Here is a 23669-nt window from a genome sequence, read left to right on the forward strand (position 1 = left end):
TTGTCTGCAAAGATACTATTTTTTTGTCTTACTTATCTAAGTTTTAGCACATCTCCTTCTTCGGGAATATAATCTTTGTGCTTTTTATTTATCTTATATAAGCTCTTGATCTGTATTCCGTATTTCTGTGCGATGCTGTGCATGGACTCGCCTACCTGTACGACATGGTCATAATTCGGCTTGTCTGCTTTCTTCTTTTTCTTTTCCAGATAAACAATATCGTTTTTCTGTAACGGGAAATCTTCCGGTACTTCGTTGTATTTCTTCAAGTCTTTTACCCGGAAGCCGAGGCTGGCGGCTATGTCGTCGAAGCTATCTTTACCGTTGGAGTAGACATACAGCAAGCCGTTTGTACGGTAGATCGTATAGCGGGAGATGCGTGCCGGTTGTTTGCCCTTCTTCTTGCCGCCTTTTGCCGTATCATACCGGTAGAGGTCATAATCTTCGATCAACTTGATCAGCCGGTTGGCGTAGGCGCGGTCTGTAGCGTACCCGCATTTCTGAAGCCCTCTTGCCCAGCCTTTATAGTCGGTGACTTTCAGTTTGAACAGGCGGGCATAGCGGGGACGGTCGACCAGAAAACGGGCGTGGTCTTCGTAAGACTGTTCCGGATTTTTATATTTGCGGAAACATTCTCCCCGCAGGTCGTCGTCGTGATAGACACGCCCACCTCTCCAATCGGAATGACATTTGATGCCGAAATGGTTGTTCGACTTGCGTGCCAGCTCGCTCCGGCCGGCCCCCGACTCCAATAATCCTTGTGCAAGCGTGATACTGGCAGGGATACGGTACTTTTTTTGATGCTGAACAGCTAAACTGCTGTATTGTTTGATATACTTTTCGTATGCCGGCACTTTCCGTTGGCTGGCTCCGAGTGCCGTCCCGGTAACGGACAGCACCAACAGCAGGGAAAGGATTCGTAATGTTAATCGCATGACTGATTCGTTGTATGTAATTATATTTAACGGCAAAGATAATTAATTTGTTTTACATCATTGTCATAGTCGTGTGCCGGGGCGGGAGGCCGTATCAAAATTTGATAGATATGGATTATAAATGATGATTGGTCACCATGCTATTTATAAATAAGGATTACGCGGATCTCTGATTTGGCTCCACCTGCCCTCGAAACTTTTTGATTATTATGAGGTATAAAGGTGAAGGTAATCATCCGAACTGTCTTCACCCTTGTCTTGTCCTGATTTAGGTTGACCATGTCGCTCTGATTCGTTTTTACTACTATGTATTTAAGTGAAAGGTAAGTATTTACAGCTATTACTACCACTTTTTAACCTTTCGCCCTTGGTCGAAAAGGCTTTTGACATTGGTCGAAAGTGCTTTTGACCAAGGGCGAAAGCCTTTTCGACTAAGGGTAAAAGGTCTATGGTTGGGATGTTTGACAATAAATGTATTTGGGGGTTCTCTACATTTTCTTTATTTTTGCTTGTATCATTTAGAATGTTATTTCATGAAAGAAATCAAGTTGGAGACAAAAATCCGGATCTATCCTCTTGCCGAGCTTCCGGAAGAGGAGTTGCGGCTAATGGAGGCAGCCATAAAAGCGACGGGACAATCGTATGCTCCTTATTCGAAGTTTCATGTCGGAGCGGCAGCCTTGCTGGAGGACGGCACGATCGTAACCGGCAGTAATCAGGAGAATGCCGCTTACCCTTCCGGTTTGTGTGCGGAGCGCGTGGCGTTGTTTCATGCCGGCCATAAATATCCGGATATTGCCGTTGTCGCTCTTGCTATTGCTGCCGCCACGAATGGTAGCCAGGTCGAGAGCATTTCCCCTTGTGGTGCCTGCCGCCAGGTTTTGTTGGAGGCGGAACAGCGTTATGGCAAGTCAATGAAGGTCTTGTTGTGTGGTACAAAAGAAGTAGTGGTGGCGGAGAGTGCCGAATCGCTGTTGCCACTTTGTTTCGGGGCGAAAGATCTGAAAGATGATTAAAAAGAAAAAGAGGCACAAGCCTGGGGAGGTGATAAATTAGCTTACTGCTTCCTGGCGGCGGTGTGCCTCTTGTGCGCTGTTGTTATGCGCATTTTCTTAATTGTCAAATATCCGGATCAATAGGTTCGACCTTCAGAGGTTCCAGGTTGTTTTCTGCTCCCGGATAACCTATGTTTTGGTTAATCACGCCTCCTGTGTTACTTGTGATAGCGGTTTCAGGAATCGGCCATAAAATGTGGTGTACGCTCATGCGGTATTCACCGTTCGGAATTTTAACACCCTTATTGAAGAAATTATTCTTGACGGAAACCCAATCGAAATAGAAGTTTACGCCGGTATCTTTGCAGTTCGTACCGATACCACCCGGTCCTGAAATATTATCCAATTTATACACACGTCCGTCCAAAGCTTCGCATGCCTTACCGGTCTTGGCATACAAATAGGAGATACGGACCAATTCGACATGGCGGTTTTCTTCGTAATACAATTCCCTGGCTCGTTCGGCAAGTACGTCGGCAATACCGACGGTTCCGTTTAGAGGTTCCGCACCGGCACGTTCACGGACAACATTCAGCATTGCAGCTTCATTTGCCATATCGCCTTTCCAATAATAACATTCTGCCAACATCAAGTAAACTTCTGCAGAACGATAAATATACCAAGGTGTTTCTCCTCCTTGGAAATCCTGAGTCTTTGTTGGATCAGGGACGAATACTTTATAATGTGGCCACATGTACCAGCAACGGATGGAATCGGCGACAGAAAGGTCAACCGGGCGAATCAAGTTTTGTCCGTAATAAGAATTGTTCGATTTCTTCAAGCCGGGATCGTTATAGCGTAAATCTTCCATCCGCTTCCAGCTATCATGATTGAATGGTCCGCGTAAGTCGTTCTTTTCTTTTTCAGTCCAAATATCGTATTGGTAATAATTGGTTGGGCGTAACGTTCCGATACCGCGACCGTATTGGGTGTCGTTATCGATTTCCGTATTTTTGTCCGCTCCGTCGGGTGCAATGGCAGTGCCGCTTTTCCCGTCAGGTGTTTTAATGGCACCACCTTTTGCCCAATAAGGCACAGCATTACGCATGGTATAAATACGGTTGTCTTTATCCAATGGGGTGGTCGTTGGATGGGCGACCACATACATGATACCTTCCGTGTTGTTCATGTCAATTTTGGCTTCCACACTGTGCAAATCATGCATCAGGTTGGTGTTGGGCTTTGTCTGATTCCCTGTGAAACGTTCGGTCATCAACGGATGACGTCCGACGACTTCTTTACCGACCGTAATAGCGCGGTCGAAATCACCGGTGGCCATACACAATTTCATAAGTAAGACACCGCACGCGTCCTTGTTGGCACGTCCGCGCGGTTGTACTTCCGGCACCCACTGGTAAGCAAACTCCATGTCTTTCTTGCACTGTTCCAAGATACTCCAACGGTCGTACGTATAAAAATCCAATTTCGGTTCAGTGATTTCCCGATCCAGATAAGGGACGTCGCCGAACTGGTGTGTCAGTTTGTAATAACGATAGGCACGTTGGAAATAAGCAGCTCCCAATACCGCCTTTCGCTCTGCTTCGTCTTTGTATTTGGCTGCATCCAAACGGCTGATGGCGATATTTGCATATTTGATGCCTTTGAATCCTTCTTCCCAATACCATTTGTTTTTACCTTTCATGTCGTTTTTCGTCCGGGAGGGTAACATTTCGTTATCCAAATCGACCAGGGAACCGCTTTCGTCTGTCTTTCCATGTATGGCGATGTCGGTCAGATACATTTCTGTTAGAATCGGAGCGCCGTCTCCGAAAAATTCATGACGCATATTACGTTCACAGGCTGTCAAAGCGGCATAAAGTCCTTCTGCATCCACATATGTGTTTTCTGGTGAATAGAAAGACAAAGGTTTCGGTTCCAGCCAACTGTCACTACAGGAATTTAGCATGGGTAAGGTGGCCAATGCCAGGATTATACAATTTTTCTTGTTGATATTCATATTCTTATTATATTTTTTCAGGTTAATTATAAAGTAAAATTCACTCCGAAATTCACCGTACGCAAAGTTGTATCGCCACCTTCCGGATCACCGAAATCCCAACCGGTAATCACGAACGGATTACGGACTGCTAAAGAGAAGCGCATGTTTTGTACAGCTATCTTTTTCAATAAATGTTTGGGAACGCTATAGGATAAAGTGATGTTTTCCATGCGGACAAACGTTTTCTTTACATAATTGCTACCCTTATTGGTTGAACCGATACGGGCATAATCGTTTGTCGGGTTGTCTGCGGTCCAGCGTGGAATGTCGACAATCGTATAGCGGTCATACATACCGCCTGTATTGGCGGCACGGTTGAACGTACCATATTGTCCTACATGTGAATACATCATGAATGATAGACTTAGATTTTTGAAGAATGTGAATTCGTTACGCCAAGACCAATAATATCGCGGAGTCTTGTAACCTTGGAATACCTTGTCTTTCGTATCCAGTACTCCATCCCCGTTTTGGTCAATATACTTGAAGTCACCCGGCTTGTTACCATATTTTGATGCTTCTTCCTCTTCACCCAATTGCCAAACCCCGTCACGCTCGTAGTCCCAGATCTGTTCGGTGTCATGACCGATAAACCATTTGTTTTCATAGTCGTCGGCCTCTTTATATCCGATCACGTTCCCATTGTCGTCTTTCACTTCTTCTACATCGCCATAAAGATGTTTGATCTTACGACGATTGAAAGAAAACGTACCGCTTGAATTCCATGCAAAATTGTCGTGGTTAATCAAATTGGCATTCAACGAAAGTTCGAAACCTCGGTTTGTTAAAGCTCCCAGATTGGCCATTACGCTGGCATATCCTAAGATGGAAGGTAATGAGCGATTGACTAACAGGTCGTTCGATTCGGCCATATACGTTTCGACGCTACCGCTTAACTTGTCTCCGAACAGAGAGAAATCTAAACCGATATTGTAAGACTCAGTTCGTTCCCATTTCAATTGGCTGTTAGGCATACGGTTGATGTATACCTGAGAAGTCAGATAGACATTTCCGTTCGGGTCGACGTATGTATAAGCTCCGGAATTTAGTTGAGCCAATGCTTCGTACTGGCCAATGTCACGGTTTCCGTTTTGCCCCCAGGAAAAACGTAATTTACCATAATCCAGCCAGTCGGATGTTTTTTCCATAAACTTTTCAGATGTGAATACCCAACCCAAAGCTACGGCCGGAAACGTGGCACGTGGGTTCATCTGCCCGAATGCCGAATAACCGTCACGGCGGACAGAGGCCGTTAGCATATATTTGTCTTTAAAAGAGTAGAACAAACGTCCCATCAAAGCATCACCGGTCTTATATGTGTCATTGCTGGAAACAGACGGAGCCGTACCGGCACCTATATTATGGAATCCCAATATGTCGCTCGGTGAATAGAGTTTATTGCTTGCCACTGTTTGCCACCATTGCCCTTTTTCTGCATTGGCCAGGAAAGTCGCTTCAACTCGATGGTCTTTGCCGAATTCTTTTTTCCAACGGACAATGTTGTCTACTTGCCAGTTGAATGTTTTTTCATTTTTACGTTCGGACCGGCCACCGTCACCTGCCCATTCCGGATGTTCGGATGATTCGTGGTTCATATATTCGTACCAATGGTAACGAGGCGTGAAATTCATTTGATATTCCAAGCCGAACGGTAATTTGACAATTGCATATAAGTTCGCATTCAGGTCATGGTTGATGTCACGCCTGTCACGGTATAAATTATCGAAGAACGGGTTTTTCGTATTGTTGTCGCCGGATGGATACATACGGTATGGACTGTCCAATATATCGATATCGTTTGTCGTAAAAGGAGAGTTATGCTCGCGTTGGCCCACATCGGCTGCTAAATATCCCCCTAAGCGGGTTGCAAATTGTGCATTTACACCCACTGTCAAAAAAGAAGTTACATTCGATTCCAAATTCAAGCGAGAGCGGAAATTACGATAGCGGTCGCCGACTTTTACTCCTTCGCGGTCTGCATATCCCAAAGACCAATAATAAGAAAAGTCTTCTTTACGGTTTGAAATGCTGACAGTATAATCCTGCTGTAATCCGGTTTGGAAAACAACATCATCCCAATCTGTTTCGATTCCGTTTAAATAATTCTCCATTTCGATCGTTTTGAAGTTTAAACGGGTCAACCATTTGTAGATCATTGTCTTTTCATCCGGTAAGGCAGAGACAGGAGATTTTTGGTCATAGTTATACCAAGCCAATGGGTCAATTCCTGCTGTCGACAAAGTTCGCGGATCGGTAAATTTACCTGGCTGTGCAGCTATTTCTGCTTCCGTCATTAAGCTTTCGCCATATTCTTGTCGGAATTTGATGAATCCTGCACCATCAACCGTTTTAGGCAGAAGTGCGTTGCTTACCATACCGACGTTAGCATTAAATGAAATTACAGGTTTTCCTGTTTTTCCTTTTTTGGTGGTAATAGCTACTACTCCATTGGCGGCTTTTGCTCCATAAACGGCAACTGAACTGGCATCTTTCAAAACATCGATGTTTTCGATATCCATAGGATTAATGTCTTGTAAAGATCCATCATAGATAACACCGTCCAAAACTAACAAAGGAGAGGAGCCTGCTTTCAAAGAATTTTTTCCGCGTATTTGCAGATCAGCGGTACCGGCGGCATCTGTAGCCATTGAAATCGACAGACCGGAAGCACTGGCACGCAACAGGTCTTGGACAGAGCGTGGGGCTTCAGTTTCTAATTTTTCTGTTTTTACACGCGAAATCGCCCCCGTCAAATCTTTCTTCTTTGCCGTACCGTAACCGATTACAACCACTTCTTCCAGCTCTTCCGTATCTTCTTTCATCGTTACATTGATTGTTTTCCGGTTGCCAACAGGAATCTCTTGGGATATGTATCCAATATAAGAGAATACAAGGATTGTTTTTTTACCTGTTGAGGAAACACTGTATTTTCCGTCCATATCCGTTATAGAGCCGTTGGTTGTTCCTTTTTCCATCACATTTACACCAATCAAAGGTTCACCGGATTGATCTTTGACAGTACCGGTAATCGTTATATTTTGGGCAAATGATTGAGTCGTGAATAACCCTAACAGAATTGAGATCAGGTTGATTCGTATTATAAAAAATAAGTTTTGTTTTCGCATCTTAATTGGGTATTAGATTGAACATTCTAAAAATATTTATAGTAATAGATTGAAAAATAGCTGTATATGGGAAATTTAAAGTTATGAAGTGTCAAATAGGAAATGCATAATGATTATCATAATATTAGATTAATTTGTATTTGTAACTTAGTCCTTTCTGAACTACTGTTATATTCTAAGGATTACACTTCCTAAACACTTTATGTATGCAAATAAAAGTTCCTGAAATTTGTATTAGTTTAAATTTATCCGTATGTTTGCGGACACGTACGATCTGAATATGTATAGTTGTTAATTTTTTCTTTAACAATATACCATAGTTCAGAAAGAACTATGGTTGGTTAAGGTTTAGGAATAAAGGGCATTTGCCGAGTCTGACTTTTCTTTCTCTATGAGTTTAGTAAATGTTCAATTTGAGGAGATCAAATATTTCAATGAACAAAAGATGTATGTGAAGATATTTTAGGATATCTATAGGAATTTATGGAAGGATAGATATTTGTAAAAGAAAAAAGCTGACAGTCTCTAATTGATAGAACTGTCAGCTTTTTTTGAGAAGATGGTTGGTTATTTTAGATTCCCAACGAAGCCTTTATCGCTTCGATCTTTTCTGCTCCTGCTTTTTCGGCAACCGGCAGTTCATCGAGGCTCTTTACTTTGGAATGGACTTCGCAATAGAACTTGATCTTCGGCTCCGTACCGGAAGGACGGATAGATACTTTCGTTCCGTCTTCTGTGAAATATTGGAGGACGTTAGAGGTAGTCGGCATATCCAATGTCAATGTTTCGTTTTCTACATAGTCTTTGCCTTTCAGGGATGCGTAATCGTAGAATAATGTAACTTTGGAACCAGCGATTTCCTGTAACGGGTTTTCACGGAAATGTTTCATCATCGCTTCGATCTCTTCAGCACCGCTCTTTCCTTTCTTTACAACGGAGATCCCTTTTTCTTTAGAGAAACCGTACTGAACATAGATGTTCTGCAATAACTGGTACATCGTGATGCCCTGATCTTTTGCCCAGGCGGCGATTTCGGCCAAGATGGCACAAGCAGAAACGGCATCTTTGTCGCGAACGAAATCTTCGCACAGGAAGCCGTAGCTTTCTTCACCACCACCGATATAGTTCTTTTTCCCTTCGTTCTTTTTCATGACATCAGCGATCCATTTGAAGCCGGTGTAAACGTCATACACTTCGACGCCGTTCTTTTCGGCGATCGTGCGGATCAGCTCGGTCGTGACGATTGTCTTTACGATATATTCCTTGCCGTTGATCTTGCCGAGTTCTTTCCAGCGTGTGATGAGGTAGTAGACGAACATCAAAGCGGTCTGGTTGCCATTCAGCAATACCCATTCGCCTTCGTTGTTCTTAACGGCTGCACCTACGCGGTCTGCATCCGGATCGGAAGCCAATACCAACTCGGCATCTGTTTCCTTGGCCTTTTCAACTGCCAGAGCCAATGCTGCCGGTTCTTCCGGATTGGGGGAAACAACGGTAGGGAAGTCGCCGCTTACTACGTCCTGTTCAGGAACGTGGATGATATTCGTAAAGCCGAACGCTTTCAATGTCGGCGGGATAACCGTTACACCTGTTCCGTGGATCGGAGTATAGACGATCTTCATGTCGTGGTGGCGTGCGATGGATTCCGGTGACAAAGATACCTTTGTCAGATCATTGATATATTGTTCATCGATTTCCTTGCCGATGATTTCGATCAGTTCCTTGTTGCCTTTGAACTTGATTTCGCTGGCATTACGGATTTTGTTGACTTCGGCAATCGTATTCTTGTCATGCGGAGCGATCATCTGAGCGCCATCGTCCCAATAGGCTTTGTAACCGTTATATTCTTTCGGGTTGTGTGAAGCAGTCAGGATAATACCACTCTGGCATCCCAATTTACGGATGGTATATGACATTTCAGGAGTCGGGCGAAGGTCTTCGAACAGATAGACCTTAATGCCGTTTGCAGAGAATATGTCAGCAGAGATTTCAGCAAATTTGCGGCTGTTGTTACGGCAGTCGTGGCCGATGACAACTTTGATCTGGTCCAGATCGGCAAATTCCTTTTTCAGATAGTTGGATAAGCCTTGTGTGGCTGCTCCTACCGTGTAGATGTTCATACGATTTGAACCTACTCCCATGATGCCTCGCAGGCCGCCTGTTCCGAATTCCAGATCTTTGTAGAATGATTCGATCAGTTCCGTCGGATCTTCATTGTCTAACAGAGCTTGCACCTGTGCACGTGTTTCGGCGTCATAACTTTTAGTAAGCCAGCTTTGTGCTTTGCTTCTTACCATTTCTAACAGTTCCTTGTTTTCCATGACCTATATGTCTTGCTTTTAATTTAAAGAAATCCTGATTTTGAAATTAACAAAGGTACAAATAAATTGATAATTTCCAAGATTTAGGCTTTTTATTTACCAGACAAAAGAATGCTTGTATTCCGATTGATTTCCGGCTGCATCCGTAACGGTCAGTTTGAGGGTATGTTTTCCTCTTTCGAGCCGTTCTTTATCGAATTTGTAGGTAATGACCGATTTGCTGTTCATTTCGAACAGGACGTATTGTCCGTCTATCTCTCCTCGGTAGGTTTGTACGCCACTCAGGTTATCGGACAGGCGGAAAACAAATGCCTGCTTGCTGATCCATGTGTTGGCGCCCAACGGGGTGATCGTCGGTGCTTTGAGATCTTGTCCGACCGTATAATTGCCAAGTTCTTTGATCGTGCCGTCGATCCAGCCGTTCCGGTAAGTACCGCCGATCCAGGATTGACGTCCTTTCTGAGTGCGGACGATACCATATTGCTGCTTGTTTTCCAACGTGTCGGTCCGTAAACGTAAGGACAGCAAGGCCGAGTTGTGAAGCGGAACGGGGCGGTTATGCAAAATGTGCCTGTCTGCCAATGCCGTACTGTCTTCTTTTACCGAATAACGGAAATAAAGATCGTCGTACAGGTTTCCTTTCGGGATCGTCATCCGGATGCCTTTTGCTCCGAACCGATTGTCGGACATCCAATGAAACAATTCTGTACCTTCGGTCTCGATCTCCGGAATCTCCTGTTCTTTCCCTTCTATCCAAACGGAGAGGCGGGTCGTGTTACCGAATGCATCGGAAAGCGTATAGGTGAGATGATACGTTTTCTCTTCTCCTATATGAATGATTCCCCGGTTGACGTTTTCGTTAAAACGGAGGCGGTTGCCCGGTTCTACAAAACTGCGCATATAAAAGGAACGACGGTCTTTCCATTCCTCATAATCGACGTAACTGTTCAAGTAGCGGGTCTCGTCGAAAGCAAAGCGGTCCAGGTTGCTATGGTAGATGATCTGGCTGTCCTGGCGAAGGGTAATATCCTTCACTCCGTAAATATTTGTCGTATTATCCATATAATCGTAGGCTTTGACCGCCAGTCCGATTTCTCCCCAAGCTTCGATCTTGCCGGTGATGGTTTGTTTGCCGTTTTTGGCTGTGACTGGTTTTAGCTCCAGTTTACGGCTGCTGCCGTTGACCACTCCTTTGCCCTGTTGCGGACAGATCAGTATTCCCTGTATTTTCGGTGCGCGGGTGTCGGTTATCTTCTCTTTGAAATATTCGATCGGGTCGAGTACCTCTTCACTTTCCGTGTCGCGCACTTCAAAATGGAGATGCGGACCTCCTGAGCTTCCGGTGTTTCCGCTATAGGCGACAATTTCTCCTTTTTTGACCGGGAATTGGTCCGGGTCGAGGAACAGGTTTACGTTGAAACTTTCCTGTTCGTATTGTTGCTCTTTGATATATCGGGCGATGGAAGGGGCGAATCGTTGCAAATGGGCGTAGACGGTTGTCGTTCCATCCGGATGTGTCAGGTATAAGCCGTTTCCGTATCCCCACGGACTGACGGATATGCGTGATACATATCCGTCCTGTACGGCGTGTACGGGTTTTCCTTCAACTCCTTGTGTCTTAAAATCTATTCCGGAATGGAAATGATTGTTGCGCAACTCCCCGAAGTTTCCGCTCAACAAGATCGGAAAATCGAATGGCTGGCGGAGTTGTTGGGCGCTTATTGTCTGTATGCAAAAAAACAATAGGGGGATGTATAGTTTGTACATATTATATGTTTATTTAGAAAAACAAAAGTAATCATTTATTTCAATAGTAGAAAGTCGACGATCAAAGGGAGATGGTCGCTGTAGCCGCCTTCGTATTTGAAACCGTAGTAGGTGCGGAAAGGGCGTTCACCACGCCAAGTTTTATCTTTTGTAAGCAGAAATGGCGGTGAAAAGATGCGGGCACTTCCCGGGATGACCTGCATCCGTGAGGTGGTGTCGGTGAGGGAGGAGGAGAGGATGAGTTGATCTAACTGGCTCCATTCTCCTTGATATTTATGGCTTCCCGGAAAAAATGGCTTGTCTTTGGCAAACAGATTGTATAGATGGAGAGACGGATAGGCATCCGTCCGAGATTTCATAGGCATGGAGTCTGAACCGGACAGGCATGAAATTGGAAACGGATGGGCATACAATATTTCCCGGATACTCATGTCGTCCGGCGTATCATTGAAATCTCCCATAATCAGGATGTGTGGGGCAGGATGGAGATGGTGGAGCGAGTCGCATAATACGCGCAGGGTGCGTGCCGCATCCAAACGGTCCGGTTCGCTTTCTTTTTCTCCTCCGTAACGGGAGGGAAAATGGCAGACAAAAACATCGATCCGGTCCCCGGTAATTACATCTCCCCATACATGCAGGATATTACGGGTATGCTTATGCTGTTTGCGGGTAAAACGGACCGGATGTTCCGTATGCCCCCGGTAGCGGAACTTGTCCCGTTGGTAAAGTAATGCTACATTGATCCCTCGCGTGTCCTGTCCGTGCGTCATGCAATAACGGTAATGCTGCCGACGGAGCGGAGTGTAGTTCAGAAGCCGGACAAGGACGGAATCGTTTTCTACTTCACAAAGTCCGACCAAAGCCGGGGTGCTCCATTCTCCCGCTGCCGTAATGACTTTTGCCAGTTGCTGTAATTTATGGTAAAACCGTCCCGGTGTCCAGTGGCGGTTGCCGGAGGGAAGGAAATCATTGTCTGCTGTAAACGGATCGTCTTTCGTGTCGAACAGGTTCTCGACATTGTAACTCATCACCCGGAAGTCTGTTTGCCCTTGTGAAGGCAAAGAAAACAATGTCAGTATAAAAAACGTCATAGTTAAGATTCTGGTCATGTCGTTTTATTTTGTTTCATCTTCTTTCGGTACGAATTCGTAGGCTCCGATATCGGGACCGTCGTTTGTCAGGCGGTTGATACCGTAGCGGTCCACCGGATATTGCTGCGTAACGAAGATATCGGCTTTTCCCACTCCCAAAGTCGTCAACGAATCCGGACGGAAATCAAAGCGGTATTTGTTTTTTTCACCGCCCTTTAGCCTATAGGAAGGACTGACATTTGTGAACAGTACCTCTTTGAAGTGATCATTGTTGCTGCCATTCGTTTTGACCACGCAATGATTAAACAGGTATTCGAATGGCGCTGCATCGTCGACAGACAGGTTGAGTTCCCCTTTGTATTCTTCCTTGCCGGCAGCGAAACTACCGTCGATAATGCAATTGTCGAATGTCGTTTTGAGCGGGTAAGCCTCTTTATTCGCATTGTTTGCCATCGTGAGGCAAGACGTGTTTCGTTTTTCCAGTGTCATGAAATTAGCCAGTGTGCAATGGATGAAGCGGTATTCCCCGCCAATCAGCACGACGACGCCTCCTCCGGCATTGGTCAATTCCGTGTTGGTCACTTCTATATTGCAATTGAGTGCGAAGAACAGGTTTTCTCCCATATTCGTGATCTGGGAATTGCTTAGTTTCAGTTTGGATTCGCCTGGAGACGACTTTTCGAACGTCAGTCCTGTTTTCCCATTTCGCACGATAACATTGTCCATAATATTATGGTAACTTTCCGGACGGAAGAAAATCCCCCCCCATTGTGACGGTGTCCGGTCGTAGGGCAGGATGTCGTTCAGAATGAAATCCAGGCGGTCTCCGCGGAAAACAATCGGTTTTTCACGTGTCCCTTTGGCCAGCAATGTCCCGTATGTAATGACTTTCGCAGTGTCGTGCATATAGAAGATGGCCCCCGGATCGATGTTGAGTGTGATATTGGGAGAAATAACCAGGCTGTCATATATAAGGTAAGGCCGTTCGGCTGTAAAATGCGTGTCTTGTGTCAGGATAAGCCCGTTCTTATACAGGTTTACATTTTGCCCGTATGCTTCGAGGCGGACAGACTGTTTGATGCCGTTTGTGGTGAAAATGACGGAATCGTCCACCAGCAGTGGTTGGTTGGATGCGTTCGGATTGACGGTGACTTCCACAAAAACATACAAGCTGTCGTCTGCCTGTATCCTTACATTTTGGAAATGGTCGCCTTTACGCCCGTCCACGTTGATGCGGAAACCGGTCTCTTCACCGCTTGCCAACATGATCTCGCTGATCAGCAAAGGCTGATCGTTACGGTTGTAGATCATGAACTCTTTGGTTGCGGAGCCTATTGTGGTGAATACCGTATCGAAAGAAAGCGTGTCGACCGAGAAGCTCAGCCGATGGTTGGGGTTACTCGAATAGTTTTCGTCCAGCCCGTCGCACGACAACAGGTTGAGCACTATAAAGAATAATATGAGTAACGGAGCGGCTAATTTTTTCATTTCATTAATTATTAATAGTCCAGGTAAATTGTTATTTACCATATAATGTCAATAAGAAAACAAATTTATTATAAATAAGTTTTCGGGCATTAACATAAAAAAAGAGGAAAAACATCCGTTGAATGTTAATCCTCTTTTTATAACGAGAAATGTATCGTTTTATTTTGCAGGGATGCTCTTTAATAGTTCGAGTAAGTGAGACCACCACAATCCAACGGTATCAATCTGTATGCGTTCGTTGGGGGAATGGACGTCCCGAAGCGTCGGTCCGAATGAGATCATATCCAGATTCGGATATTTCTCAAGGAACAAGCCACATTCCAGTCCTGCATGGATCGCCATTATTTTGGCATCTTTGTTAAACAAACGTTTATAGGTATCCTGTGCCACTTTCAGGATCTTTGAATCCGGGTTAGGCGCCCAACCGGGATAGCCGTCGCCGTGAGTTACCTGTGCATCGGCTAACTTGAAAACAGATGCGACCTGGTTGGCAATCATGTTCTTGTAAGACTCGATGGAGCTGCGCTGGCTTGTGCCGACAATGATCGTGTTGTCATCTCCCATCTTGACAGAAGCCAGGTTGGTAGAGGTTTCCACCAGCCCTTCGATGTCGTGGCTCATGCCGATCACGCCATGTGGGCAGGCATGTAAAGCCAAAATCAGTTTTTCGGCATCATAGTCGCTGATATATTTGTCCGGACGGTCGGTCGAAGCCATTGTTATCTGTACGTTCGGGTCTACATGTTTCAGTTCGTTTTCTATATCTGCCGTGAAATGGTTCAGCAGGATACGGGCTGCTTCCTTTTCTTCCGGGTACAGGCCGATGGTCGCTTGCGCTTCACGGGCGATAGCGTTGCGGAGGTTACCGCCGTGGATGAAGCAAAGGTTGAAATCAGCTTGGTTTTTCAGTAGGTACAGGTAGCGCACCAGGATTTTGTTGGCATTGCCCAACCCTTTGTGTATTTCGCCACCGGAATGTCCGCCGTTCAAGCCTTTCACTTCGATTTTGAAGTATTGCATGTTCGGATTGGTGTCACGTGATTCGTAATGGAACACCGCTTGCGTATCTTTACCACCTGCGCATCCCATAAAGATTTCACCTTCGTCTTCGCTATCGAGGTTCAGCAGGATATCGCCTGTCATGAATCCTTTTTCGAGTGCTTTGGCTCCGGTCAGTCCGGTTTCTTCGTCTACGGTGAAAAGGCATTCGATCGGTCCGTGCTCGATATCGTCGGATGCGAGGATAGCCAATTCGGCAGCTACACCGATGCCATTGTCGGCACCCAGAGTCGTACCGTTGGCGCAAAGCCAGTTCCCGTCGACGATTGTTTCGATCGGATCATTGTCGAAGTCATGTACGGTTCCATTATTCTTTTCGCAGACCATATCCATATGGGATTGCAGAACGACTGTCGGCAGGTTTTCCTTACCGGGAGTAGCCGGTTTAGACATCAGGATGTTGCCTGCGGCATCTTTTTTGATAGCTATTTTATACTGTTTCGCGAATGATTCAAGGAACTCGATCATTTTTCCCTCCTTCTTTGAAGGACGGGGCACTTGTGTTACCTGGTGGAAGAACTTCCAGACGATTTCAGGTTTTAAATCAGTAATCTTCATAATGTTACAATATATTATAGATGTTACTCTATAGTTAATAATACCACTGCAAACAGGGGGTTGTATGAAAAAAAGTACAATTAAATATCAAAAACATACTTTCCAATCACTTAAACTCTTATATTTGCGTCCACAAATATAGAGAAAATGCTTACAACGTTATTGATTACCGTCATAATTCTTTTTATTTGTGTTGTGTTGCTCAGTGTAAAAGTTCTTTTCAAAAAGGGAGGGAAGTTTCCTAATACACACATTGAAGGTAACGCAGCACTAAGGGAGAAAGGTATATGCTGTGCTAAAACCCAGCATAAGAGAGATAGTTTGCGGAAGAATCTATATGATAAGATAAAGGAAATAGAAGAATAAAATAAAATAAAGATTTAATTTACACTTTATGAAGAACATTAACTACGTTATTAATGGTGTGCTCGCGGTGGCTGTCATAATCTTGTTTGTTATGCAGTTTTCCAGTAAAAAAGAATCCACAGTAGCTCCGGCTTTCACAACGGAGGGAGATTCTACCAATTTGCTCCCTGTAGCATATGTGAATGTAGACTCTCTTTTAGCGAATTACAACTATTCGAAAGATCTGAATGAACGTATCCTCAAGATGCAGGAAGATTATCGTTTAGATATGACCCAACGGTCAAATGCCTTACGGACAGAATTGAATGATTTCCAGCGTAAATATGAAGCCAATGCTTTCCTTACTACGGAAAGAGCGCAGCAGGAAGGAAACCGTTTGCAGAAAAAGCAGGAGGAACTTCAGAACTATGCCGCTAAGAAAGAACAAGAACTGGCTGCCAAGCAGATGGAACTGAACGGACAGCTTCGCGATACGATCGTTGCCCAGTTGACGACTTTTAACCAGGCAAAAGGTTATCAGATCATTTTCAGCAATACAATGGGGGACAATATTTTGCTGTCTAATCCGGCATACGACATCACGGCCGAATTTCTTGAAGTGCTGAATAAGAACTACTCTTCCGGAAAATAAGGAACAGAACATATAGATATATACGAAAGGGCTGCCCGCGCATATCGCTGGGCAGCCCTTTTTGTAAAGCTATGTATTACGGCAAGCGAAGCATGCTTGTGCTTGTTTACCTTTGTATGGACTTCCGGAGTTTCTTCTTGAGCCAAAAATAGTAGCCGGTTATGGCAAAAACAGCCCCTAAAAGCGAAACCAGGCAACTCAATATCCGGGTTGCCATCCCTCCCCATGTTCCGGCATGGACGGAATAGATCCATCCTCTTATTTTGGCGGATTTAGGGAGGTCCTTGTATAATTGGATTTCGGTGATCTTGCCGGTAGCCGGGTCAAAAGAATAGCGGTCGCTTCCTCTTGTATTTCCATAGGTGGCAGTAGAAACCGTTGCCGATCCGTCCTGGATGGCGATCGATTTATATTCCGGATAACGGCTTTGTAAATCGGCCAAGACTTCAGCCCATTGTGTGTAATTGGTTTTGGGGTGTTTCTTCAGCCCTCTGTCACCTGATGTTTTTTGAGGAGAGGAGGATGCCGGAGCATGTGTCTGCTTGGAAGTTGTGCTGATGCCGAACACGGTATAGAACGCGTCACGATACCAGCCGAACGACCAGGTCAGGCCGGTCAATGCCAGGACAAGCAAAAGTAAAGCAGCATAAAAACCTCCGGAGACATGTAGATCGTACAGGAAACGGAACCAGCCGGCTTTTGTTTTTATTTTGAGCCGGTTTTTCAGTACTTTCTTGTTTCTCGGATACCAGATAACAAGGCCGCTGATGATGATAATGACCAATACCAGGGTTGAATATCCGACGATAGTCTTTCCCCAGGCAAAACTTCCATCCCGTTTATATTCGTCCAGCAGCCAGCGGTGAAGGCGCATCATTTTCATAAAGAACCCTTTCCCATCGTCTATGCCGGTAATTTCTCCGGTGTAGGGATTAATAAAGCAAGCAGCTTTTTTCCCCGGTAAAATTAATTGGTAGGTCCGTTTGGGATCGGAGGAAACCCGTATTCCGTTTATTTTGATGGAGTCGGGAAGTTGCTGGCCGGCGGCGCTCATGAGCACCGCCGGCGAAAGCACTTCGCCTTTTACCTCTTTGACAAAATAACGGGAAGGATAGCAAAGCTCCAGTATCTCTGTTTCGAATACCAGGATGGCTCCTGTCAGGCAGACGATCGCGATGATGATACCGAAGGGTATCGATAACCATAAATGTATTTTCGCAAAGAACTTTTTCATTTTACTGCCAATTTACCGATACCGGTTATTTGAGTGGCTTCGACTGTTACACCTTTCGTTGCACTGGCGTTAGCTGGGTCGATCTTGTAGATGGCTGGATTTCCATCGGTTGTCGTTACAGCGATGTAAGCCTTGCCGTTTTCAACATGTATCGTGTTTCCGAAACCGGAAATGATATCGGTTGAAGGAAGTCCGCTCACGTAAGTCAACTTTTCGGCTCCGGCTTTGAACACGGCCAACTGATTGGCTGTATAGCCTGTTTCACTGAAAGGACGGTCATACATCAGTAATAAGAAATAATCGTCTGTGATATGCCAGCTGCGAAGGAAGGAATTTCCATTGCTCTGTGCCTCCAAGTTGCAGTAGTAATCGTCGAAATCTTCACTTCCGTTCGGGATGCGCACTACACCGGCCGGCAAGTTGGTCTGCTGGCGCGGGTCGGTCATCGTTTTGGCATAAGATGGTGAGAATATATAGATGTCACCATTGTCGGCGGCCCAGATCATTTGATAATATTGCGATTTGAAACGGCCACAAGCGTAACTGATTTTATCAGTCTTGATGATTTTCTTATTTGTAAATGTTGCATCGTCGAAGATGGCGACCCAACAGGAATTCGGATATTGTGTCCACAATAGCTCGTCTTTTTCGTAAGCGCTGCTGTTCGAACCTCCGGATTCGGTTTTCACCAAGTCTTCGTTACCCGGCAAGACCCATTTTCCGTTTCCGTCTTTTGTCCCGTACTGGCTTAATCCCATCGGTACGGCTACGCTATAGATCTTGCTGTTATGTTCCAGAATACCTGCCAGCGTTACATATTCACCATTGCCCAGGAAGTTTTCGGACAGGTAGGCTTTGTTCTTCGTGTCGTTGTCCGTTTTTGTCTCGGCTGCGACATCTAAAAGGGATACCAGGAATGACTGGGGAACATAGCCGTTCTCGTCCGCCCATTCCGTCGGACCGTCACCTGAAGAAAGGGTCATGATATACTTGTCATAAATGCCGTAAGTCGTAAATCGTTTGACCTTATAGCTCTGTGAACGGGTTTCAAGTTCTCCGTTCGCATTCAGGATATACGAGCGTGTGTCGCCGGCATTTCCCTGATTGTAAGTCAGGCCGTACAAATACTGGTCTTTGTAGAAGACCCATTGTGTAGCTCCGTCATTCACAAGGCCGTTGTTCAATGTCGTGATGGTCCCTTCGTCCACACTTTCGGCTGTAAGCAGTACGTTGGTCGTATTTCCGGATGCCGTTGTAGAAGCTGGGATTACGAATGTGTTTTTGACTTCACCCTTCCCTCCTTCGTCCGGTGCCGGGATATCGTTGTCACTACAGGAAGTAAACAGCCCACCCGCCAGCATAGCTGCGGCAATACCGGTTAATAAATGATTCTTTTTCATTTTGCAATAAATGTATTTATATTTAGTAACTGTGATAATTGAATTAATTTCCGAAATAAACTCTCACTTTACCATAGAAAGCACGTCCGGCTTTCTGTAAACTGAAATTGTCGTATAAGTTTTCGTTTGTAAAATTGCGGCACTCTAACGACACGTTGTACCGTCCGTTCTGAAGGCTGTAGGAAAGAGCTAAATTATGAGAGAACTGGTTCGGTACGACATAGTCGTTGTTTTTCGATCCGATAGCCGACGAATAGTATGTAAAGCTATGCAGGTATTGATTGTCGTAAGTAACAGTCAGCACATTGCCTTTTTTCCAAAGGTTACGCCAGTAGAACGATATGTCGGAATCCGCAAACCGGTAGGGAAGGTTCGGCATCCGTTCCCCATAGGCCAGGTTTTCGGCATTGCTGGTAATGGAGGTCTTCATTCTGTCGCGTACATCCATTTGGGTAAAGTTGCCGCCTACGCTTACCCAGTTTGCGAAGTTGTAGCGGATGGACAGATTAAATCCCTTTGTCTCGACCTTGCCGTAGTTGATATAGGTCGCTGCTTGCTTGCCGCCACTCAGATCTGTGATGTTACGTTGTATGTAGTCTTTCGTATTGCGGTAGACCACTCCACCTTCCACATACAAGGTATGTTTCCCGAATGTCTTGTTGTAGCTCAGGTTGAGGTTGATATTGTCGCTATTTTCCGGTCGGATACTCAGTTCGCCCATTTCCAGGTCTTCGTCACCAAACATCTCTTCGATGGTCGGCAGACGATAAGCCTTTTCGTAAGACAGCTTGGCCTGCAGGCCTGTCAGGATGAAGTAGGTTCCGGCCGCCCCGTATCCGAATGAGTTGACAGAACGTGTTTTGCGTACATATTCGTCTTGCGTACTCGAGGTGGCCATCGGGCCTGCTACAAATTGGCTGTAATATTTTCCGAAAGCGGAAAAATTCCAGTGTTCGGATGGCATTAACCGGTAGGAAAGGCCCGAAATATTCTTGCGGGTTTCTTTGGCAATGGCGCTTTTCATTTCTTCGGCTGCAAGCAGGGAGGTATTGGAACGATGGAAAGTGTTCAATACGTGGTTGAAGGTGAATGTATGCATTTTGCCGACCCGGTAATTGAGTGTCAACGTTCCGTTCCAGTTATTGTTGTCTGCCCGTAAATGCTGCCTTGACTGTTCTCCGGCGGAGTTCATCAGGTGTTTTTCTCCCCGCCAGTTATATTCATAAGAAGAAGTGTCCACGTTGGTTGTCAGGTTTTTATTGTAGTTGGCTGTCAACACGATGTCCAGCCCTTTGGTGAACAGATCGCGTTTGCCATATTCCAATGAAGGCATCAGAGAGTGTCCTTTGCGGTGCTTCTGGCCGTAAACGATTTCCTGGCGTACACCAGTCTGTATGTCCTGGTACATATTGGAGTAGGTGAAACCCAGCAGCAGGCGGTCCGCCCATTTCTTGTCTACGATCCCTAGCTTGCTGATAACTGCTTCGTTGTGGTAGGTATCGTTGAAGCGTTTCACCCGTTCCTTTTTGCTTCTGTCGATGCTTCCGGTCTCGAAGTTTTCTACCGGAGCGTTCACGTAGTAGTCATTGTCCGAATAGTTTTGGAAAGCATTGATTTCGTAGGTGAATCCGTTTTTGAACGTCTGCCCGAAATTCACATAAGATTTGTGTGTATTGAAAGAACCGTACGAATAGGATGCGTCCAAAAACCATCTGTCTCGTTTCTTTTTAGTGATGATATTGATCACGCCTCCGATTGCATCCGTACCGAAGCCTACCGGGACCACTCCCTTATAGATTTCGATACGTTCGGCAAAGTTTACCGGGATGTTGTTCAGCCCGAACGAACTTCCCACACCTTCCTGTGGCACACCGTCGATAAATATTTTCACATGTTTGCCGCTGAAACCGTCCAGCGTAAGTTGCATGTCCGAACCGACACCTCCGGATTCACGCACTTTCATTCCCGGAGCTTTTGCCAATGCCTCGCTCAGGCTTCTGTTGGAATTTTGCAGTTCTTTCGTGTCGAGTGCTACGGCATTGAATGCCGAACGTTTCAAACGGCTTATTCCGTTTGAGACAACGACCACTTCGTCCAGTTCCGTCGATTGCGGAGTAATGGTGATATTCTGCTTGGTCCTTTCTCCGCTGGCAAGCTTTACCGGTTTTTCAACCGTCTGATAACCGATGGCGGAAACGACTAATGTATAGTCGCCAGCCGGAGCTTTCAGATGGTAAATACCTTGTTCGTCGGTTGTTCCGCCGTAGGTCGTACCTTTCAGGTAAACCGTTGCGAAATCAACGATTTCTTTTTCCGTAGATATGATTTTACCAGAGATCATTGCTCTGTCTTGGGCAGAGGCGGATATCGCGGCCAAGAGAAATAGGAATAAGCCGGAAAGTTTAAGAATAGTCGCTTTCAATTTATAAAGAGTTTTGTATCGTTAGTAAAACGCTGCAAAGATCTTTATAAATGAAAAGCGCATCAATCGCGGATTTTAGGTAATTTGCCGTCCTTCAATGAGGCGATTTGTTGGCATTACTCACTACGCGTAGGTATTTTTGCTCGACTTTGAACAATTAACAATTGAATTACCCGTTTGACAATTTGCTACTTTAAGGATCGTAAAATAGCAGTGATTGTAATGTTAAAAAATATTACCCATGCTACTAATTCCCAAAATGTGGGGTATTAATTCGATTTTGATGGGGTGGAAGTGACATTTTGATAATTGAACTAAATAATGGAAAAATGCTATTTATATTTGGATAAGTAAATTCTTTGACCCACCTTTGCGCCGAAATAACAAAAAGGACATTTGATAATCCTCATCGGAGGGCTATGAAAGCCGGATAAGATGATTGGGTAAAACCATCATCTTATCCGGCTTTTGTTTTTGAATAAAAAAACAACATAAATATAAAAACCAAATGTAGTATGAAAGAAAAAGTTATTGATTTTGGAAACGAGAAAGTTTCCGTTCTGTTTAAAAAACTATTTTTCCCGACAGTATTGGGAATGTTAAGCATGTCTGCCGTAACAACCATTGACGGTATTTTTGTCGGGCACGGGGTTGGAAGCGATGGAATTGCCGCCGTAAATATTTGTGTTCCTCTGTTAATGGTGCTTATGGGGGTAGGATTAATGATTGGTGCTGGCTGTTCTGTAATTGCGTCTATTCATTTATCCAAAGGGAAAAACTCTTTAGCACGAGCCAGTATTACGCAAGCCATGCTCTTTGTGACACTAATATCTATAATTGTGGGGGCATTGATTTTGATTATTCCCGAAAAGATAGCTTATTTGTTGGGGGCTTCAGAACACCTATTGCCTATGGTTGTCGATTATTTGACTTGGTTTTCCCCATCTTTATTGTTCGAACTATGGATAGCTGTTGCCTTATTTGCAATGCGATTGGATGGTGCTCCAAAACTTGCTATGTGGTGTAGTATCATAGCTGCTATGGTAAATGTTGTTCTTGACTGGCTGTTTATTTTTCCTTTTGGTTGGGGAGTGATGGGTGCTGCTTTTGCTACTTCTATTAGTTGTCTGATAGGAGCTTCCGTAGCTATTGTTTATTTATTGTTTTATGCCCGTAATACACGTTTACATTCTTTACGTTTGGACGGGAGAGGGCTTATGTTCTTTTTCCGTAATATAATTACTCAATGTAAAATTGGTTCGTCAGCACTATTGGGAGAATTGACAATGGCTATTTTATTGTTCATTGGGAACCATGTATTTATGCGGCATTTGGGAGATGACGGAGTAGGAGCTTTTGGAGTTAGTTGCTATTATCTTCCATTCGTTTTCATGATAGGCAATGCCATTGCTCAATCTGCCCAGCCTATTATCAGCTATAATTTCGGTGCAGAAAGTAAGGAAAGAGTACATTCTGCTTTACGTGTATCTTTAGCTGCGGCGTTTATTTGCGGAATTATCTCGACAGTTGCTTTCATTCTTTTCCCAGAGTTACTTGTCGGATTATTTTTGCGTATTGACAATGCTGCTGCACGTATAGCAATAGAAGGGTTTCCATATTATGGTGTAGGATTCATCTTTTTTATTCTGAATCTTTCTATTATCGGATATTATCAAAGTATAGAACGGGTAAAACCAGCCATAACCTTTGCCATTTTACGTGGTTTCATTTTCTTGGTTCCGTGTTTCATGATATTGCCTGATATAATGGGTGTAAAGGGTATCTGGCTTGCTTTGCCGTTATCTGAAATTTTAACAAGTTTGTTGATTGTTGCTGCATTTTGGATGCATTCTCCAAAATATATGATGCCAATTCACAAAACAGAAGCCTCTAAATAGTCCTAAAGTGTTGTGTGTTCCACGCAAACAATGGGATGCTACACTTTTCACATGAGGCTGTTTCAAATTGACATTCCCGGACGCAGATGACGCAGAATAAGCAGATAAACGCAGATTTATTTTGCTGATAATTAATAATATCTGTGTTAATCTGTGCTTGTCTGCGTTGTCTGCTTCCCATGAATACCGATATTTGACACACCGCCATTGTTTTTTGTTCTTTCTTTTTCTTTAATGATGCCGTCATTGTTCTTTGGATATACAAACTATACTACGGCAAAAGAATACATTATAGAGGATGTGAATCAGTTTTTTGTGGG

The 23669-nt window shown here is 44.6% G+C and carries 15 protein-coding genes; 4 read left to right on the forward strand and 11 right to left on the reverse strand.

Annotation, left to right across the window (positions count from 1 at the left end):
* Positions 1-32 precede the first annotated feature (32 nt).
* Complete coding sequence (locus NQ564_RS01765) at positions 33-935, reverse strand: glucosaminidase domain-containing protein (RefSeq protein ID WP_008151706.1); 903 nt, start codon at positions 933-935, stop codon at positions 33-35.
* A 533-nt stretch (positions 936-1468) separates the two neighbouring features.
* On the opposite strand from NQ564_RS01765, the gene cdd reads away from it, so the two are divergent.
* Positions 1469-1951, forward strand: a complete 483-nt coding sequence (gene cdd / locus NQ564_RS01770) for a cytidine deaminase (protein ID WP_008151702.1) — start codon at positions 1469-1471, stop codon at positions 1949-1951.
* A 103-nt stretch (positions 1952-2054) separates the two neighbouring features.
* Here cdd and NQ564_RS01775 read toward each other — a convergent pair whose 3' ends face one another.
* From NQ564_RS01775 to NQ564_RS01805, 7 genes are all read right to left on the reverse strand, one after another.
* Entirely contained in the window at positions 2055-3947 is a 1893-nt protein-coding gene (locus NQ564_RS01775; protein ID WP_087375700.1) for a RagB/SusD family nutrient uptake outer membrane protein, read from the reverse strand.
* 26 nt (positions 3948-3973) lie between these two features.
* Entirely contained in the window at positions 3974-7114 is a 3141-nt protein-coding gene (locus NQ564_RS01780; RefSeq protein WP_087375699.1) for a SusC/RagA family TonB-linked outer membrane protein, read from the reverse strand.
* A gap of 572 nt (positions 7115-7686) precedes the next feature.
* The gene (locus NQ564_RS01785; RefSeq protein ID WP_008151693.1) at positions 7687-9435 is read right to left on the reverse strand and encodes a phospho-sugar mutase; all 1749 of its coding nucleotides are present in this window, start codon (positions 9433-9435) and stop codon (positions 7687-7689) included.
* A 96-nt stretch (positions 9436-9531) separates the two neighbouring features.
* Positions 9532-11202 carry a M23 family metallopeptidase gene (locus NQ564_RS01790; protein WP_227963204.1) on the reverse strand — a complete coding sequence of 557 codons (1671 nt, stop codon included), beginning with the start codon at positions 11200-11202 and terminating at the stop codon, positions 9532-9534.
* Positions 11203-11237: 35 nt separating this feature from the next.
* The gene (locus NQ564_RS01795) at positions 11238-12311 is read right to left on the reverse strand and encodes an endonuclease/exonuclease/phosphatase family protein (RefSeq protein ID WP_008154609.1); all 1074 of its coding nucleotides are present in this window, start codon (positions 12309-12311) and stop codon (positions 11238-11240) included.
* 6 nt (positions 12312-12317) lie between these two features.
* Positions 12318-13781: a hypothetical protein gene (locus NQ564_RS01800; protein ID WP_039848327.1), complete on the reverse strand. Its 1464-nt coding sequence runs from the start codon at positions 13779-13781 to the stop codon at positions 12318-12320.
* Between the two features lie 159 nt (positions 13782-13940).
* On the reverse strand, positions 13941-15398 hold the full coding sequence (locus NQ564_RS01805) for an aminoacyl-histidine dipeptidase (RefSeq protein ID WP_087375698.1): 1458 nt from the start codon (positions 15396-15398) through the stop codon (positions 13941-13943).
* A 147-nt stretch (positions 15399-15545) separates the two neighbouring features.
* Here NQ564_RS01805 and NQ564_RS01810 point away from each other — a divergent pair, with 147 nt between their 5' ends.
* Positions 15546-15764 (forward strand): hypothetical protein, encoded by a 219-nt coding sequence (locus NQ564_RS01810; protein WP_008151678.1) that lies wholly within the window; start codon positions 15546-15548, stop codon positions 15762-15764.
* 28 nt (positions 15765-15792) lie between these two features.
* Positions 15793-16395 (forward strand): OmpH family outer membrane protein, encoded by a 603-nt coding sequence (locus tag NQ564_RS01815; protein ID WP_008151676.1) that lies wholly within the window; start codon positions 15793-15795, stop codon positions 16393-16395.
* A gap of 106 nt (positions 16396-16501) precedes the next feature.
* Here the strand turns inward: NQ564_RS01815 and NQ564_RS01820 are convergent, their stop codons facing one another.
* Genes NQ564_RS01820 through NQ564_RS01830 form a run of 3 tightly spaced genes read right to left on the reverse strand, consistent with a single transcriptional unit; the run spans position 16502 to position 21370 of the window.
* A complete protein-coding gene (locus tag NQ564_RS01820; protein ID WP_008151674.1) occupies positions 16502-17629 on the reverse strand; it encodes a PepSY-associated TM helix domain-containing protein in 1128 nt (375 codons plus the stop codon).
* Complete coding sequence (locus tag NQ564_RS01825) at positions 17626-19029, reverse strand: DUF4374 domain-containing protein (protein WP_008151673.1); 1404 nt, start codon at positions 19027-19029, stop codon at positions 17626-17628. Before NQ564_RS01825 ends, NQ564_RS01820 begins: the two co-directional genes overlap by 4 nt.
* Positions 19030-19072: 43 nt before the next feature.
* Positions 19073-21370, reverse strand: a complete 2298-nt coding sequence (locus tag NQ564_RS01830) for a TonB-dependent receptor (protein ID WP_227963272.1) — start codon at positions 21368-21370, stop codon at positions 19073-19075.
* A gap of 596 nt (positions 21371-21966) precedes the next feature.
* Between NQ564_RS01830 and NQ564_RS01835 the strand changes: the two genes are divergently transcribed.
* Positions 21967-23349 carry an MATE family efflux transporter gene (locus tag NQ564_RS01835; protein WP_008151669.1) on the forward strand — a complete coding sequence of 461 codons (1383 nt, stop codon included), beginning with the start codon at positions 21967-21969 and terminating at the stop codon, positions 23347-23349.
* Positions 23350-23669 lie beyond the last annotated feature (320 nt).

Source organism: Parabacteroides johnsonii DSM 18315 (assembly GCF_025151045.1).
In the GTDB taxonomy this organism is placed as follows: domain Bacteria; phylum Bacteroidota; class Bacteroidia; order Bacteroidales; family Tannerellaceae; genus Parabacteroides; species Parabacteroides johnsonii.